This window comes from Gymnodinialimonas sp. (assembly GCF_059726805.1).
The window spans coordinates 238,141-254,327 of the sequence record NZ_AP041059.1; the positions used below are offsets into that span (position 1 = coordinate 238,141).

At 63.8% G+C, this 16,187-nt stretch carries 9 protein-coding genes and 1 tRNA gene; 5 read left to right on the top strand and 5 right to left on the bottom strand.

Annotated features, from left to right (window positions below; genetic code table 11):
- Positions 1–27: 27 nt before the first annotated feature.
- From AC6I9R_RS01225 to AC6I9R_RS01235, 3 genes are all read right to left on the bottom strand, one after another.
- Positions 28–114: transfer RNA gene (locus AC6I9R_RS01225), tRNA-Leu, on the bottom strand.
- 41 nt (positions 115–155) lie between these two features.
- A complete protein-coding gene (locus AC6I9R_RS01230) occupies positions 156–3,773 on the bottom strand; it encodes a translocation/assembly module TamB domain-containing protein (protein WP_461426922.1) in 3,618 nt (1,205 codons plus the stop codon).
- The gene (locus AC6I9R_RS01235; protein ID WP_461426921.1) at positions 3,770–5,566 is read right to left on the bottom strand and encodes an autotransporter assembly complex protein TamA; all 1,797 of its coding nucleotides are present in this window, start codon (positions 5,564–5,566) and stop codon (positions 3,770–3,772) included. Before AC6I9R_RS01235 ends, AC6I9R_RS01230 begins: the two co-directional genes overlap by 4 nt.
- 150 nt (positions 5,567–5,716) lie before the next feature.
- Between AC6I9R_RS01235 and AC6I9R_RS01240 the strand changes: the two genes are divergently transcribed.
- On the top strand, positions 5,717–6,700 hold the full coding sequence (locus AC6I9R_RS01240; protein WP_461426920.1) for a complex I NDUFA9 subunit family protein: 984 nt from the start codon (positions 5,717–5,719) through the stop codon (positions 6,698–6,700).
- A 6-nt stretch (positions 6,701–6,706) separates the two neighbouring features.
- Here AC6I9R_RS01240 and AC6I9R_RS01245 read toward each other — a convergent pair whose 3' ends face one another.
- Positions 6,707–7,510, bottom strand: a complete 804-nt coding sequence (locus AC6I9R_RS01245; RefSeq protein ID WP_461426919.1) for an undecaprenyl-diphosphate phosphatase — start codon at positions 7,508–7,510, stop codon at positions 6,707–6,709.
- Between the two features lie 202 nt (positions 7,511–7,712).
- Here AC6I9R_RS01245 and AC6I9R_RS01250 point away from each other — a divergent pair, with 202 nt between their 5' ends.
- The 4 genes from AC6I9R_RS01250 to gltB all read left to right on the top strand — a co-directional run bounded on the left by AC6I9R_RS01250 (position 7,713) and on the right by gltB (position 15,020).
- Positions 7,713–9,149 carry an NAD(P)-dependent oxidoreductase gene (locus AC6I9R_RS01250; RefSeq protein WP_461426918.1) on the top strand — a complete coding sequence of 479 codons (1,437 nt, stop codon included), beginning with the start codon at positions 7,713–7,715 and terminating at the stop codon, positions 9,147–9,149.
- A 140-nt stretch (positions 9,150–9,289) separates the two neighbouring features.
- A complete protein-coding gene (locus AC6I9R_RS01255; RefSeq protein WP_461426917.1) occupies positions 9,290–10,030 on the top strand; it encodes a hypothetical protein in 741 nt (246 codons plus the stop codon).
- Positions 10,027–10,485, top strand: coding sequence for a GFA family protein (locus AC6I9R_RS01260; RefSeq protein ID WP_461426916.1), 459 nt, complete (start codon positions 10,027–10,029; stop codon positions 10,483–10,485). The genes AC6I9R_RS01255 and AC6I9R_RS01260 overlap by 4 nt, the downstream gene beginning before the upstream one ends.
- Positions 10,485–15,020 carry a glutamate synthase large subunit gene (gltB, locus tag AC6I9R_RS01265; protein WP_461426915.1) on the top strand — a complete coding sequence of 1,512 codons (4,536 nt, stop codon included), beginning with the start codon at positions 10,485–10,487 and terminating at the stop codon, positions 15,018–15,020. The genes AC6I9R_RS01260 and gltB overlap by 1 nt, the downstream gene beginning before the upstream one ends.
- Before the next feature lie 283 nt (positions 15,021–15,303).
- Here the strand turns inward: gltB and serB are convergent, their stop codons facing one another.
- Positions 15,304–16,179 (bottom strand): phosphoserine phosphatase SerB, encoded by an 876-nt coding sequence (gene serB / locus AC6I9R_RS01270; protein ID WP_461426914.1) that lies wholly within the window; start codon positions 16,177–16,179, stop codon positions 15,304–15,306.
- Positions 16,180–16,187: the final 8 nt, after the last annotated feature.

The window sequence follows — 16,187 nt, forward strand, 5'->3', positions numbered from 1 at the left end:
ATCTAACAGCTAGTTAGAGGTGTTGACTGGTGCCCAGGAGAGGACTCGAACCTCCACATCGTTGCCAATACTAGCACCTGAAGCTAGCGCGTCTACCAATTCCGCCACCTGGGCAGGTGTCGTGAAGGGGCTGATATAACCGCCCACTGGCGGCGTCAATAGTCCTGCTCGAAGAAGATGCCGATGGAGCTATTCCCGCCCGATCCCACAGACCCCCGCGCGGTGATATTCGGGGTCAGATCGATGTTCAGCGACAGATCCGCGTCCCCCTCGGCATTGATGGTGACGTCCGTGTAGATATTCTCGGACAGGTAGCGCCCGGCGGTGACGGCGGCGTTGCCCTCCTCGTCCGTCGACAGGTCCAGATCATCCAGCCCTAGCCCGTCCCGCAGCCCGGCGATAAAGCCCGAATTGGTGGAGCCGCCCGCCAGCGACGTGGCCGCATCAGCCAGTTGCAACAGCTGCAGCGGCGATAGGCCCGAGACGGAGCGCCCGAACAAAAGCTGCGCCAGAACCTCATCCTCGGGCAGCGCGGGGCTGGAAGCGAAGGTGATGTCCGGGCTGGAGGCCGCGCCTTCGACCCGGATGGTGATCTCGTATCCACTTGCGCGAGAGGTCGCGGCAAGGCGCAGGAAAGGGTCGAAACTGCCCTGCAGGGTTGCGGAGCCCTCGGTGAAATCCAGCCGCGTGCCTAAGATCGAAAGCCGCCCGCGCACCAGGTTGAACTGACCGGTGGGGATCATGTTGGCCGTGGTCCCGAAAAGCCGAAGGGAGCCGCCGAATTCCGCATCGATCCCACGCCCGCGCAGGAAGATCCGCCCCGGCGCGTTGATCGTAATGTCGAGGCCCGTCGTCGCGCTGCCGCTTGCCCCGCCGTTGCTGCCTCGGCCCAGAAGTCCGGCAAACTGCCGGGTCAGGCGCTGTTCGCGGGTCTCGCCGACGTAGCTGATGTTGGGAATGGCCGCGCTGCCGGACAGGCTCGCCTCGGGCACGCGAATCTCGGATTCGCCCAGGGTCACGGTGCCTCGCACTTGAGGGGCCCGGGCGAGCGGGCCAGAGATCGTCAGATCCGCCTGGCTGATCCGCGCCTCGTAAAGCGTCGGGTCGACCAGCCGCGCATTGCGCAGGCCGATGGCGATTTGCCCATCAAGGCCAGGATTGCCAAGGTTGATGGACCCATTGGCGCTGAGATCGCCGCCGCTGGAAAGCTGGCCATTGGCGTTGACCGAAAGCCGCCCATTCGACAGCTGCCCGTTGACCCCCACATTCTCGACCGCCAGCGCATAGGTCGGGACCGAGACGCGCGCACCATTGGTGTTGAGCGTCCCCGAAAGCGCGCCAAGCCCCGGCTGGCCTTGCATCGCGAGGTTGAACCCCAGGGTCCCCCGGATGGTGCGCGGTGCAATAAAGCGGTTGGCCAGCGCAAGGGGCGCGCGGCCCGTCGCCGTCAGATCAACGCTGTTGCCGGGCAGCCCGACACGGCCGTTCACCGCAGCGCTCATCCCACCGGGGCCGCCAAGATCGGCGCTGATTTGCCAGGGATCCTCTGCGGTGCGGGTGAGGGAGGCATCGGCGCGGACGGGCCCGGATAGGGCATCGGTGAACAGCCCGACATTGGCCAAACGCGCGGCGACATCGACGCGGCTGGTGTCGGGCCCGATGCTGGCGCTGCCGGTCAGATTGACCTCGGGGTTTGCGATCGCCAGATCGGAAAGAGTCAAAACCTCTCCCTGGCGCACGGCGGTTGCCACAAGCGTGGTGCGCCCGGCCAGAAGCTGGGGCGGTATCCCGTTGCCGATGGAAAGCCCCTGGGCCGAGGCATCAAGCGCAAGGGTGAAATCCGTCGTCTCGGCATCGAAAATCCCGTCGATGTCGGCGCGAATGGCGTTCGGCCCGGTGAGGTTGGCGGCGACGTCAAAGGGTGCCGTCCCCGTCCGCGCGACGTCCGCCGTGATCGTCACGGGACCGGAAAGGAGATCAGTGAACAGACCCACATTCTGCAGCTGAAAACGTGTGCTCGCCGAGGTATCGCCAGAGCTGAGGGCCGCGTCCCCTGTCAGGCTCAATTCTGCGTTTTCGAGACTTAAGTCCTGCAGGCTCAGCCCGGTTTCATCCCGCGTGACTTGCGCCGACAAAACGGTTTGCCCGGCGAAGACTTGCGCGGGGACGGCATCGGCGACGCGCAGGTCCTGGGCGGTTCCGCCGATGGCGAGATCGAAGGCGCCTGAAAGCGCCTCGGCGTTGCCCCTGAGGGAAAGATCAACGGATCCCTCCAAGGGCTGGCCCGCCAGGGCGGCGAAGCGGGTCAAATCGCCAGCGCGGGCGGCCAGACCAAGGACAACGTCCAAGCGTCCCTCACCGGTTTGCGCCGAAGCGCCACCGGTCAGGGTGAGATCTCCGGTGCCCAGGGCCAGGTCCGACAGGATCATCGGCGCGCCGTTGATCCAGGACATCATCGCGCTCAGCTCGACCCGCTGCCCCAGGGCCTGCGCCAAAGCGGGATCGCGGTGGGACAGGCCGGACATCGCGCCGGTCAGCTCTGCCGTTGCGGCTTCAATCCCCGTGTCGGTAATCGCGACGGCCCCTTGCAGGTCCAGCGCGGTGTCGGTGATGGTCAACTCGTCCACCGCCAGCTGATCAAGGTCCAGCCGCAATCGGTAGTTATCGCCCGCGGCGCGGTCATAGGTAATCGCCAACCCGGCCCGCGCGATCTGCGCGTCGACGCCACCTGCGGGCAGGCGAACGCTGTTCCCTTCGGGCGGGGTGATCTGACCCAGAAGTGAGATCTGCACCGGCAACCCGCCGGGATCGAGGGCCAGGTCCCCCTCCAACGTCAGGGCGGCGGAAGTCAGGCGAAGCGCCTCTAGCGCGGTGCCCGCGTCCGATTGCCGGACCTGGGCCTGTAACTGCACATCATCGCCAAAAAACGCGCGGTAGTCGGGCAAAAGCAGCGGAGAGATATCGCCGCCGATGTCCACGACAACCAGTTGATCGCCATTGTCGCCAGAGGAGGAGATCACCTGCCCCAGCAGGCGGTCCTGCCCCCCGGTGGCGAGCGCAATCTCGGCGGCGAAATCGTCAATCGGGCCGTCGCCGTCGATCTGTAGCCGGACATCGGGGCGGCCGGGCAGGCCGAGCAATTCGGCGGCCAGCCCGCCCTCGCCCTCTTGCAGCAGCAGGGCAAGGTCGAGCTCTCGGGTGGTGTTGTCGTAGGACGCGTCCAGGGTGAATTGGCCGGTCGGGCCATCCAGACGGTCGAGCGTGATCTGCGCGTTGCCGGCACCGCCTGCCAGAAGGACGCTGCCCTCGACCGCAAGGGTCGCGGGCAAGCCGATGATCGGCGCCCCCAGCACGACTTCTTCTATGGCAACCGTTCCGATTTCGACCCTAACCGGCAGTTCAGGCAAGGCAAACGGCTGCGCTTCGGTGTCCGCCAGATCGACGCCGTCGACGGGAAGGGGCGGGCGGATGACCTCTAGCCGAGCGGCGGTGAGCGCGTTGATCCGAAGCTCTCCGGTCAGAAGGGCCGAGCGGGTCCAATCGAGCACCGCGTCTTCCAGCACCAGCCAAACGCCGTCCGCGTCCGAGATCTCCATCCGCGAGAGTGAGGCTTCTGACGACAACGCGCCCCGGAAGCCGGTGATGGTGACTTGGCGTTCATCGCCGTCGGAAAGTTGCTCTTCCAGGAAGCGCGACAGGGCGGTGCCGTCATCCTGGGCGGTCGCTGCAAGCGGGCACAGGGCCAGCAGCAGGATCAGCAGAACGCGGATCAAAAGGCGTGCCCGATGCCAATGTAGATGAACAGATCCTCGCCCACGCCTTCGCCGCGCACCGGCGTGGCCAGATCCACCCGGATCGGGCCGAAGGGGGTGGCGTAGCGCACGCCGACGCCGGCGCCAGCGTGCCAATCCCCGGTGCCACCAATGGAATCAGCGCCGATGAACCCGGCATCGGCGAAGGCGACCAGACCGAAGTTAGTCTCGCCGATGTCCTGGCGGAACTCGGTAGAGAGGCCCGCGAAGCTGCGTCCCCCGGCGGGCAGACCGTTCTGGATTGCGCCAAGGGACTGGAACTCCTGCCCGCGCACCGTGCCGGCCCCGCCCGAGAAGAACAGGAAGTTGGGCGGGATATCGGTGATATCGCCGCCAAACACGCTGCCCAATTGGGCGCGCGCGGCGATGCGGCTGGCGTTATCTTCGCCGAAGCCCACATACACCCGCCCATCCAGATAAACCCGCGCGCCGCCGCTGCCTTGATCGGTGATGAACGGCACGGCGCTGCCTTCCAGGTAGAAGAGCTCCCGCGCGTCCAGCGGATCTTCGCGACGGTCCCAGGTGAGCCCGACGGGGGCGGAAAGGACGGTGATCTGGCGATCCACGAACTGGTCGTCGATGTCGTAGTAGTCCAACCCAAGCCCGAGGGAGCCCACGAGACGGCGGTTGAAGTTATGCTCCACCCCAATCTCGGCGCCCACGGTGTTGAGCGAAAAGGCGGGCTCGTTCAGGATTTCGCCGCCAAGCTCCACATAGGCGGTGGTATCGGGCGTGAAGGTGGCGGGCCGCGAGTAGCGCAGGCCGAGGGAGGCATCGATGCCTTGGACATCGTCGGTGGACAGGCCTTCCGACCCGATGCCGCTGATCTCGCCCTCGATCCGCAGCCGCTCGGCCCCGCCAAAGAGGTTGCGGTGCAGCCAATAGGCGCTGAGCGCGGCACCGTCATCGGTGGAAAGCTCGGCCCCGAAGCCGAAACGGCGCGGTTCATTCTCGACAAGCGTCGCTTCGATATTCATCACGCCGTCGGGGCCAACCTCCCCTTCTTCCAAGGCGATGGCCGAGAAGACGCCGGTATCCTGCAAGCGCCCCTCGACCCGGTCCAGGGTTTCGGGCGAGAAGGTCTCTCCCTCGGGCAGGCCCGCGATGGCAAGGATGCGTTCGGCACGCATCCGATCCTGGCCGCGCGGCACAAGGGTGCCGAATTGAACGATCTGACCGGGCTCGACCCGGACGCGGACATCGAGCACCGCCTCTTGGCCGCGCGCGGTGATCTGTTGATCGCTGACAGTTGCCGTCGCATAGCCGATCTCGCGCCAGGCGCCAATCGCGACACGGGCGGTTTCGCGCAAAAGGCCCGTGGTCACGGCGCCGCCGGGGCGGAATTCGCTGGGAAGCTCGGTTTCACGGGCGAGCGGCGCAATCTCGGCGGTACCAAGCTGGAACACCGGGCCGGGCTCGACCCGGATGGTGATCTGATTGACTGAGCTGGGGCCTTGAAACGGTGGGATGCGCGCGGCTTCGCGCCCGTCCACATCGATCCGTACCACGGGTGAGAAATGGCCCGCGTCATACAACGCAGCCACCAAGCGCCCGTAATCCGCACGGGCGGCGGCAACCAGATCCTGGGCTGTCCGAACCTCTTCGGTTTCCTGCAAAAGCAGCGAGGCAGCGCGCAGCCGGTCGGTCAAATCGTCGTCGACGCCCGGGGCGTTCAATTGGACGTTTTGAGCCTGTGCTGTACCCGCGAAGGTACAGACCACCAGTGCTAGTGCTGTTGATAGACGTCCACCCATATGAATCTGGTAAAACTGTTCGTCCGCAAAGGCCAGCACTATACCCGCCGATCCCCCTCAGTTGGCGGAAAGTTGAGACCTTTTGCGCCTTGCCGCACCTTGGGTGGGCACGTATCACCGCAAACAAGCTGCGACTAAAGGAGCCTTACCATGGCCAAACTCGTCACGATCTTCGGTGGATCCGGTTTTGTCGGCCGCTACATCGCCCGCCGCATGGCTAAGGACGGTTGGCGCGTGCGTGTCGCGGTTCGGCGCCCGAACGAGGCTTTGTTCGTGAAACCCTACGGCGTTGTCGGCCAGGTGGAACCGATCCTGGCCAATATCCGTGATGACGACAGCGTGCGCGCGGCGATCCACGCGTCAGACGCGGTGGTGAACTGTGTGGGCACCTTTGATGTGGGCGGGAAGAACAACTTCCAGGCGGTGCAGAACGACGGCGCGGCGCGGATCTCGCGCATTGCGGCGGAAGAGGGCGTGACGTCGCTGGTGCATATCTCGGCCATTGGGGCCGATGTGGGCGGCGAAAGCCTTTACGCGCAGTCGAAAGGCCAGGGGGAGGCCGCCGTGTTGGAGGCCTTTCCGACGGCTCTGATCCTGCGCCCCTCGGTCATTTTCGGACCCGAGGACGCTTTCTTTAACCGGTTCGCGGGCATGGCCCGGAACACGCCCGTGCTGCCCGTCGCGGGGGCCGAGACGCGGTTTCAGCCTGTCTATGTTGACGATGTCGCCCAGGCCGCCGTTCTTGGCGTCAAGGGCGAAGCTCACGGAATCTATGAGCTTGGCGGGCCAGACGTCGCAACCTTCCGCGAGTTGATGCAGCGCATGTTGGACGTCGTGCGCCGCCGTCGCTTGATTGCGAATATTCCGTTTCCGGTGGCCGGGATCATGGGCGCAAGCTTTGATCTGCTGTCTAAGCTGACCGGCGGGCTGTTCCATAATGGCATCCTGACCCGTGACCAGGTGCGCAGCCTGCGGTCGGATAACGTGGTGTCAGACGACGCCCAAACGCTGGCGGATCTGGGCATTCAGGCGACGGCGATGGACGCCGTGCTGGAGGATTACCTTTGGCCCTATCGTCCCTCGGGTCAGTTTTCCAACATCAAGGAAAGCGCCAAGAACCTGCGGGAAAGCTGAGCCTTTTCAGGTATATGCGATGAACAGCAGCACCACGCCCAGGATCACGCGATAGATGACGTAGGGCGTGAAGCTGACGCTTTTGAGCAGCTTGAACATCAGCACCAACGCGCCGAGCGCTGCAAGGAACGACAGCCCGGCGGCGATGGCGCCGTCACGGGCGGTTTGGGCGTCAGCGGTGGCGATCACCTCGGCGCCCGCAAAGACGCCCGAGGCGATGATCGTGGGGATCGACATCAACATCGCGACCCGCGCAGCGCTTTCGCGGTCGTACCCCAGATAACGCGCCGCGGTGATGGTGATGCCGGAGCGTGACGTGCCCGGGATCAGCGCGATGGCTTGCCAAAGGCCCATGACGATGGCGTCCCGTAAGCTCCAGCCATCGCTGTGTTTTTCGTGCTTTCCGGTTTGGTCCGCCCAATAAAGGACAAGGCCAAAGATCAGCATCGTCCAGCCGATCACCGCAATGGAGCGCAGGCTGTCGTAGATGCCCGTGATCTCCAGGAACAGGCCAAAGAGGATGACGGGGATCGTGGCGATCACCAGCAGGAAGGCGAGCTTCGCGCCGGGGGTGTCGATGCGTCCTGTCAGAAGGCGCGGGGTGCCCGCGATGGCGGCGCGCACATCGCGCCAGAAGTAGAGGATCACGGCGCCCAACGTGCCGACATGGACGGCCACATCGATCGCCTGTCCCTGATCCTCGGTCCCCATGAGATTCGGCAGGAGAATCAGGTGCCCGGAGGAGGAAATCGGCAAAAACTCGGTGACACCTTGGATAAGCGCCAGCAGAAAGAGGGTATAGAGGCTCATACAACCTGTCCGTGTGTTGATGGCATCCTATTGAGAACAAACATTTTAAGATCCAATAGGTAACTTATGCTGCCATATTAACGGTTCGGAAACCGTTCTGTTAAATCGCTGATCGCGCAACACTTGAATTTAGGTAAGCATTGCTGTCTTTTTATCCTCTGGCGAGCCCGATATACGGGCGCAAACAGATGGGAGATGTGGTGTGGCTAAGCAACCCATGTTGAAGTTCGTGACGCTTGGCAAAGAGATGCCTGAAAAGCGGGAAGCGGACCAGCGTAAAGAAGACTTCGCCGAGATCTACGGTGAATATGCGACCGAAAAGGCAGCGGAGCAGGCGGGGCGCTGCTCTCAATGTGGCGTGCCGTATTGTCAGAGCCATTGCCCGCTGCACAACAATATCCCCGATTGGTTAAAATTGACTGCAGAAGGCCGTCTGCGTGAGGCGTATGATCTGTCTCAGGCGACGAACACCTTCCCCGAGATCTGTGGCCGCATCTGCCCGCAGGACCGCCTGTGCGAGGGCAATTGCGTGATCGAGCAATCGGGTCACGGGACGGTCACGATAGGCTCGGTCGAGAAATACATCACCGACACCGCTTTCGATAACGGCTGGGTCATGCCGATTGCGCCGTCGGTGGAACGCCCTGAATCTGTTGGGATAATCGGCGCGGGCCCCGGTGGCCTGGCTGCTGCCGACATGCTGCGGCGCGCGGGTTTGCAGGTGACGGTTTACGACCGTTACGACCGCTCGGGCGGGTTGATGATGTATGGCATTCCCGGCTTCAAGCTGGAGAAGGACGTCGTGATGCGGCGCAACAAGCAGCTGGAAGAGGGCGGTGTTGAGTTCGTGCTGAATTGCAACGTCGGCGAAGACATCACCTTCCCCGAGATCCGCGAAAAGCACGACTTTGTCGTGATCGCGACGGGCGTCTACAAGTCGCGCGAGCTGGAAGGGCCGGGGTCCGGCGCGGATGGGATCGTGCGGGCGATTGATTACCTAACTGCTTCAAATCGCAAGTCTTTTGGTGATGTCGTGCCCGAGTTCGACAGCGGCGAGTTGAGCGCCGAGGGAAAGCGGATCGTGGTGATTGGCGGCGGTGATACGGCCATGGACTGCGTGCGCACCGCGACGCGACAGGGCGCGAAAAGCGTGAAGTGCCTTTATCGCCGGGACGAGGCGAATATGCCCGGATCGATGCGCGAAGTGCAGAATGCCAAGGAAGAAGGCGTTGATTTTGTTTGGCTTTCTGCGCCCAAGGGGTTCAGCGCGGCCAGCGATGCCGTGGACGGTGTGATGGTGCAGAAAATGCGCCTGGGCGCGCCGGACGCGACGGGACGCCAAAGCCCGGAAGTCATTGAAAACGCTGACTATGTCGAAGGCGCAGACATGGTGATCAAGGCGCTGGGGTTCTCGCCTGAGGATCTGCCGATGCTGTGGGACACGCCTGAGCTGGAGGTGACCCGTTGGGGCACCGTGAAGGCCAACCGCACCCATGAGACAGCGTTGGAAAACGTCTTTGCCGTGGGCGACATCGTGCGCGGCGCGAGCCTTGTTGTCTGGGCGATCCGCGACGGGCGCGAGGCCGCCGAGGCGATCCTGGAGCGGGTCTATGCCCAGGGCACCGTCGCGGCGGAATGATCCGTTAACACCCTCACCGGGCGGCGTGGGCCGCCTGTGACACCCGTACACCGGGCGTACACAACCTGTACACCGGAATTGCCACAAACCGCCCGGAGCACATCTTGGGCAAAACGTTAAACGACAGGACCTCTGACCTGATGACTGCCATTCGTTACCAGATCCTTACCACGGCCCTGTCGACCGGGCTGCTCACGGCGATTTGCGCAACGCCGTTGACAGCGCAAAGCGTTAACCTTTTCCCGGTGCCGGAGGGCTGCACGGCGTTTCTGACGGTTCAGTCGCGGTCCTGCCTGATCTCGCACCACTGGCGCTGCGACGGGGACCCGGAAGGGACCCATTGGCGCGCGACGCTGGATCAGGAGGGGGCGTTCTACCTTAGCTTCACGGATGAGGAATTTCGGTGGTTGCGGGCGTTCAACCTGCGCAACGGGTCGCAAGATACGTTGATGCAGCCCGAAGAAGACCCGGCCTCGATGTCGGAGCTGTTGGAAACGGGCCGCGACACGATGGTCTTCTCGATCCGGGAAGATCGCCCGGAGGGCGTGTTCCGCCGCGACTACACCGGGTTTGACGCGCTTTCCGGCGCGACCGTAACCGTCGACGGCGAAGTGTTGGAAGTGACCGAGTTTGCCTACCAGTGGCAGACGGAGGCAGGCCCCCGCGTGACCGAGGGCAGCCAGTTCGTGAGCCGCCGCCTGGGCCTGTTCTTCGGCGGGTTGGAGACGGTGACGACCCCGTCGGGTGAGGTGTTCGAGGGCAATTACTCTCCCATGGAATTCGCGGAACCGGGCGAGCCGGGGTTCCTGTCGACCGAGCCGCAATATGATTGCGGCGACATGATGAGCGGGCTGACCTTGCCGGCGGGAGAGCAGGGATGAGCATCGCGGATCCCTACCGGACCACTGGTGTCTTGCATGGCGCATGTCTGTGCAAATCAGTCTCTATCACCGTGGATGGAGACTACATCGCCGCCGTGGGCGGGTGCCATTGCGGCATTTGCCAGAAGTCCAACGGCGTGTTCTGGGCGGCATTCCAGGCCAATGCAGACGCGGTGCAGGTGACTGGGGACGTGGCGACCTATGCGTCCACCCCTTTCGCGGAACGGACGTTTTGCCCGATCTGCGGCAGCAACCTGTGGCTGCGCGATACCGATGACGACGCGGCGGTCTATGAGTTGATGCCCGCGTTGTTCCCGGACGCGGCAAAGTTCCCGTTGATCTCGGAAATCTACACCGACTGTGCGCCGGCCTACGCCACGCTATCTGGCGATCATCGCCGCGCCACCAAAGCAGAATACGAATCCAAGAACCCCCATATCGAGGGAGATATCTGATGACCCAATTTGACACCGCATGGGCCGCCGCCGAGCAGGCGAAGCGAGAGTGGATGGAGCAGAACGGCATGTTCCGCGAGGAAGACGAGCATTCGTCTTGTGGCGTGGGGCTTGTGGTTGCGGTGGATGGGAAACCTCAGCGGTCGGTCGTGGAGGCGGGGATTACCGCGCTGAAGGCGATCTGGCACCGGGGCGCTGTGGATGCGGACGGCAAGACCGGCGACGGCGCGGGTATCCATGTGCAGATCCCCTACAAGTTCTTCGGAGAGCAGGTGCAGCGCACCGGCCACGAGATGCGCGATGAGTTGCTGGCCGTGGGGCAGGTGTTCCTGCCTCGGTCTGACTTTGGCGCCCAGGAAGTGTGCCGGACCATCGTGGAATCCGAGGTTCTGCGGATGGGCTATTACATCTACGGCTGGCGCCATGTGCCCGTGGAAGTCTCGTGCTTGGGTGAGAAGGCCAATGCGACGCGGCCCGAGATTGAGCAGATCATCATCTCCAACGCCAAGGGCGTCGATGAAGAGACGTTTGAGCGTGAGTTGTACGTGATCCGTCGCCGGATCGAGAAGGCCGCTTTGGCCGCGGGCGTGCAGCAGCTGTACCTGTGTTCGCTGTCGTGCCGCTCGATCATCTACAAGGGCATGATGCTGGCCGAGCAGGTGGCGGTGTTCTACCCCGACCTGCAGGACGAGCGGTTTGAGAGCGCGTTCGCGATCTATCATCAGCGCTACTCCACCAACACCTTTCCGCAATGGTGGCTGGCGCAGCCGTTCCGCATGTTGGCCCATAACGGCGAGATCAACACGCTGAAGGGCAATTTGAACTGGATGAAGAGCCATGAGATCCGCATGGCGAGCGGGTTCTTTGGCGATCTGGCCGAGGACATCAAGCCGATCGTGGCGCAGGGGTCGAGCGATAGCGCCGCACTGGATGCGGTGTTCGAGGTGATGGTGCGGGCCGGGCGGTCTGCGCCGATGGCCAAGACAATGCTGGTGCCCGAGGCGTGGAGCCAGACCGCGACGGAACTGCCGAAGCCGTGGCTCGACATGTATTCCTACTGCAATTCCGTCATGGAGCCGTGGGACGGCCCCGCCGCCTTGGCGATGACCGATGGGCGATGGGTCTGTGCTGGGCTGGACCGCTCGGGCCTGCGGCCGATGCGTTACGTCGTGACCGGCGACGGGTTGCTGATTGCGGGGTCCGAGACCGGGATGGTGCCGGTGGATGAGGCCAGCGTGGTCGAAAAGGGCGCGCTGGGGCCCGGGCAGATGATTGCCGTGGACATGCAGGAAAAGGCCCTGTTCCACGACGCCGAGATCAAGGACGCCCTGGCCGCGTCGCGGGATTTTGGCGATTGGGTCGGCAAGATCACCGATCTGGAGGCCGAGACGCGCGGCGAAACGGAGAAAGCGCTGTTCAGCGGTTCGGACCTGCGCAAGCGGCAGGTTGCGGCGGGCTATTCGATTGAAGAGCTGGAGCAGATCCTGGCGCCGATGGCCGAGGATGCGAAAGAGGCTTTGGCGTCCATGGGGGATGATACGCCGTCTGCGGTTCTGTCGTCTCAGTATCGTCCGCTCAGCCATTACTTCCGGCAGAACTTCAGCCAGGTGACGAACCCGCCGATAGACAGCCTGCGCGAGTACCGGGTGATGTCGCTGAAGACCCGGTTCGGGAACCTGAAGAACGTGCTGGATGAAGATTCGTCGCAGACGGAAATCCTTGTGCTCGACAGCCCCTTCGTGGCGAACGCGCAGTTCGACAAGATGGTCGGCTACTTCCACGATTCGGTCGTGGAGATCGACTGTACCTTTGACGCGGGTGGCGAAAGTGGGGCTCTGCGCCGCGGGTTAGAGCGTATCCGCGCGGAAGCCGAAGACGCCGTGCGGTCCGGGGCGGGGCACCTGGTGCTGACCGATCAGGGGCAGAGTGAGGCCCGGGTGGCGATGCCGATGATCCTGGCGACGAGCGCTGTGCATTCGGGGCTGACCAAGAAGGGGCTGCGGACCTTCTGCTCGCTCAACGTGCGCTCGGCCGAATGCATTGACCCGCATTACTTCGCCGTTCTGGTGGGCTGTGGCGCCACCACGGTGAACGCCTATCTGGCGCAGGATTCGATTGCGGACCGGATCGACCGGGGGCTGATCGAGGGCACGTTGACGGAGGCGATGACGCGCTATCGCAATGCGATTGATGCGGGCCTGTTGAAGATCATGGCGAAGATGGGGATCAGCGTGATCTCCTCCTATCGCGGCGGTCTGAACTTTGAAGCCGTGGGGCTGAGCCGTGCGATGGTCGCGGATTATTTCCCCGGCATGTTGAGCCGGATCAGCGGCATCGGCGTCAGCGGGTTGCAGCACAAGGTGGAGGAAGTCCACGCCAAGGGCTGGCTGCGGGGCGAGTCGGTGCTGCCGATTGGTGGCTTCTATAAGGCGCGCCGGTCCGGCGAGACCCATGCTTGGCAGGCGACTACGATGCATATGATGCAGGAGGCCTGTAACCGCGCGAGCTATGGTCTGTGGAAGCAGTATTCGGCGCAGATGCGGAAGAACCCGCCGATTCACATTCGCGATCTGATGGACATCAAGCCGCTGGGCGCGCCGGTGCCGTTGGAGGAAGTGGAAAGCATCACTTCGATCCGCAAGCGGTTCGTGACGCCGGGCATGTCGCTGGGCGCGCTGTCGCCCGAGGCGCATAAGACGCTGAACGTGGCGATGAACCGGATTGGCGCAAAGAGCGACTCGGGTGAAGGCGGCGAAGATCCGGCGCATTTCCACCCGGAGCCCAATGGCGACAACCCGTCGGCGAAGATCAAGCAGGTGGCGTCGGGCCGGTTTGGCGTGACCGCCGAGTATCTGAACCAGTGTGAAGAGCTGGAGATCAAGGTCGCCCAGGGTGCCAAGCCCGGTGAGGGCGGGCAGCTGCCCGGCATGAAGGTGACGGATCTGATCGCGCGCCTGCGCCATTCGACGCCCGGCGTGATGCTGATCTCACCCCCGCCACACCACGATATCTATTCCATCGAGGATCTGGCGCAGCTGATCTATGACCTCAAGCAGATCAACCCGCGTTGTAAGGTGACGGTGAAGCTTGTGGCGTCCTCGGGCGTTGGCACGATTGCCGCCGGTGTCGCAAAGGCCAAGGCCGATGTGATCCTGATTTCGGGGCATAACGGCGGTACCGGGGCGAGCCCCGCAACCAGCATCAAGTATGCCGGTCTTCCGTGGGAGATGGGCCTGACCGAGGCGCATCAGGTTCTGGCGATGAACAACCTGCGGGGCCGGATCACGCTGCGCACGGATGGTGGCCTGCGCACCGGGCGTGACATTGTCATGGCTGCCATGATGGGGGCTGAGGAATACGGCATCGGCACCGCCGCGCTGATCGCCATGGGTTGCATCATGGTGCGTCAGTGCCAGTCCAACACTTGCCCCGTGGGCGTCTGTACCCAGGACGAGGAGCTGCGCGACAAGTTCACCGGGAATGCCGACAAGGTAGTGAACCTGATCACTTTCTACGCCGAGGAAGTACGCGAGATCCTGGCAGAGCTGGGCGCGCGGAGCCTCGATGAGGTGATTGGCCGGGCCGATCTGCTGACGCAGGTCAGCCGGGGGGCGGCGCATCTGGATGACCTGGACCTGAACCCGATGTTGATCACTGTCGATGGTGCGGATCGGATCGTTTACGACCGCAACAAGCCCCGCAATGAGGTGCCCGATACGTTGGACGCCCAGATCGTGAAGGACGCGCATCGGTTCCTGGAGGATGGCGAGAAGATGCAGCTGTCTTACGCGGTGCAGAACACTCTGCGGACCATCGGGACGCGGACGTCGAGCCATATCGTGAAGCGATTTGGGATGCGGAACGATCTGCAGCCGAACCATTTGACGGTGAAGCTGAAGGGCTCTGCCGGGCAATCCTTGGGGGCCTTTGCCGCGCCGGGGCTGAAGCTGGAGGTGTCGGGCGATTCGAACGACTACGTCGGTAAGGGCCTTTCGGGGGGCACCATTGTGGTGCGTCCGCCGATGGCCTCGCCGCTGGAAGCGTCAGACAACGTGATTATCGGGAACACCGTTTTGTACGGCGCGACGGACGGGTATCTGTTCGCCGCGGGCCGGGCGGGCGAGCGGTTCGCGGTGCGGAACTCGGGCGCGAAGGCGGTGATCGAGGGCTGCGGGTCGAACGGGTGCGAGTATATGACCGGCGGGGTCGTGGTGATCCTGGGCGGCATCAGCGCCAACTTCGGCGCGGGCATGACCGGGGGCATGGCGTATCTCTACGATCCGGAGGGGATGGCGCAGGCGCAGATGAACATGGAGACGCTGGTGACGTGTCCTGTGACGGTTGATCATTGGGAAGCGCAGCTGCGCGGTTTGATCGAGCGCCATGGGGAGGAGACCGGCTCCATGCGGGCGCGCGATATCCTGCAGCACTGGGACGTGGAGAAGGCGCACTTCGTGCAGGTCTGCCCGAAAGAGATGCTCGACAAGATCCCCGCGCCTTTGGGGATCGAAGAAGCGGCGGTTCCGGCGGAGTAGACTCCGCCGGGGGGGGGTAGCGCTCCCGCCCAAACGACGAAAGCAGAGCTTTCGCGTTCGGTTGGGCATGGCGCGTGCTGACGCACGCGCGGTTGCGCTCTGACGGGCAGGTTTGGATCTGTTTGATCGATATTGGATTTTGCTGAGAGGCCGTTTGCGGGCAGGTCTGCCGCAAACAGGCCATTGCGAGGGTCGGTGCGAGTCGCAGGCCGCGTCAAGGACAAGCCGCGCGGGGCGCGGTGCTGCGCATCCTTGACCCGACCTTCGACTCACGGGGGGTGATTCAGGCGGTGACGAAGTCTGTTTTTGCGTAGCCCTGGATGAACAGCAGCGCCGTGAGGTCGGCGTGGTTGATGCGGTGTTTGGCTTGTTCCTGGACCACGGGTTTGGCGTGGAGCGCCACCCCGGTGCCCGCCAGTTGCAGCATGCCCAGGTCGTTGGCGCCGTCGCCGACGGCGAGGACGTCCTTGGGTTTGATCTTGAGGCTTTTGGTGATGCGGTGGAGCGCCTCGACCTTGGCGTCGCGGCCGAGGATGGGGCGGGTGACGTCGCCGGTGAGTTTGCCGTCTTGCGCGAGGAGCGTGTTGGCGTGGTGTTCGTCGAAGCCCAGTTGCGCGCCGATGGCGGAGGTGAAGGCGGTGAAGCCGCCGGAGACCAGCGCGCAATGGGCGCCGCCCGCCTTCATCGTGGCCAGAAGCGTGGCGCCGCCGGGCATGAGGGTGATGCGTTTCTCTAGCACGGTTGCGATGGTCGCCTCAGGCAGGTCCTTCAACAGGCCGACGCGCTCCAGCAGCGCTTCCTCAAAATCCAGCTCGCCGTTCATGGCGCGGGCGGTGATCTTGGCCACGCGGTCGCCGACGCCAGCCTCGGCTGCCAGCTCATCAATGCATTCCTGCTGGATCATCGTGCTGTCCATATCGGCGAGCAGCATGCGCTTCTTGCGGTCGCCCGCCTTCTGCCAGACCAGATCCACGCCCTCGGCGCTCAGGCTTTCCCAGACGGTCTGAATGTTGCGCGGGATCTTGGGGGCGTCGAACTCGGCGCAATGGTTGGGGTCGAGCCAGACAGCCTCGCCGCCGCCCATGGCGTTGCGCAGGTTCGCCACAAGGCTCGCGTCCAGATACATGGCGTGGTTGGACATGAGGGTGATGGTGAACATGGGCTCGG